Below are 1,499 nucleotides of genomic sequence, written 5' to 3' on the forward strand. Positions count from 1 at the left end.
TATGACGAATTCGGACACGGGCGATCCCGATATCGAGAGCGGGCAGGCCAGCGATTCGCTCCATGACGAGATGACGCGGTCGGCCCAACAGATCGCGGCGGATATCATCGCGGCCGGTCCGTCCGGGTGGCAATCCATGTCGGCGGTCTTCGCGCTGACCGTTGCCGAGGAGTCGGTAGCGGTCGTCTTCACCGAGGAGGACCGGTCGACCCGACTGGATCCATCCGCGTCGGTGCTCGCGTCGGTGCGTCGGCTTCGCGAGCTGTCCGCGCGGCTCGAGTGGGGTCCCTGGTGGCGTCTGCTGATGTGGTCGTCCGACGGAGGCGCAACCGAGGTCGGGTACGACTACGGCGATGAGCCATTTCCGGACGATCAGCTGTTCGCCCCGCAGGCCTATATCGCCGATCTGGCGGAATATCCGCGGGATCGGCTACCGGTGTGGCTGGCGGCGTATCTCGGCCACGGTGACCGGCAGACGCGTAGCCCGCGGTCGGCGGTGGCCGCTGTGCGCGCCGACCACGCGGCCGGGATTCGACCGGTGCCGTTGGAGAACCAACTGCCCGATCTACCGGTGATGTGGGCGCGTTGGGCCGTGGTATCGGCGGCATTCGTGGCGGTGGGATCGCAGTTGGGACCGCGAATACTGCCATCGGTGGGCTGGTTCGAGAGTTCTCGGCGGGCCGGTTCCACCCTCTACGTGCTGCCCGGCGGGCGTGCGGTGCTGTCCGGGGGGATATGGAATCCGCCCGAGTTGGATGCGGTGTACAACGGGGCTGCGCCGATGCCGAATTTCTATGCCGGAGCGCCGGATTGGGTGGCGGACTCGGTACTGAATCCGCGGGCGGCGGCCGGGCTGCTGTCGTTCTGCTACTGGTGGGAGCAGGGGCAGTGGTGGCGGGGTGAGTCCGCATCGGTCGAGCAGTGTGCGTCGGCTGTTCCCGGGGTGTGGACCGCGGATACCGTCGTCGACATAGTGACCGGCCTGCTGCCCGATCAGCCGAACGCGGGGGTGCGCGGCATGGTTGAGGTGCTGGTGTCGGCCGCGCAGGCGGGTGTCGTCACCCGGAAGGCAGTGACCGACATTTTCGGCGATCCTGAGCGTTTCGACATCGACGCCGCCCAGTACCAGTTCTCGATCGCGGGTGTCGCGGCCCGAGAAGTACAACGGGCGATATCGGGCGCGGACGCCGCCCAGCGGGTGCGGACCTACATCCTGGATCAGGGGCTGGATACGACTGGCTATCCACTCGCGGAGCTGACCGCGGAGCGCGTCGAAGTCGGTTGGATGGTGTACGTCCCGGTGCCGCCCGGTGAGATCGCGATCGGCCGGGCGATCTTCTATGTCGCCGATGACGGTGTGGTGGAGCATTCCACCTCGTCGATCGCACCCTCGACGTATGTAACCGGCTTCGAAGAGCGCTACCGACGACGCCAGGGGGCACTCGTCTGATCCTGACGAACAAGATAGCTGCTGAACCGATACGCGAAGGGAATGGGTC

At 66.6% G+C, this 1,499-nt stretch carries 1 protein-coding gene; it reads left to right on the top strand.

Translation table 11 applies throughout. The annotated features are described in order from the left end of the window. Position 1: 1 nt before the first annotated feature. Complete coding sequence (locus ACZ60G_RS11435; protein ID WP_465809476.1) at positions 2-1,450, top strand: hypothetical protein; 1,449 nt, start codon at positions 2-4, stop codon at positions 1,448-1,450. Positions 1,451-1,499 lie beyond the last annotated feature (49 nt).

It is taken from the genome of Nocardia sp. NPDC102475 (genome assembly GCF_055584605.1).

Coding starts and splice junctions, on each gene's coding strand:
- ACZ60G_RS11435 (WP_465809476.1), top strand. CDS start 2: ATGACGAATTCGGACACGGGCGATCCCGATATCGAGAGCGGGCAGGCC.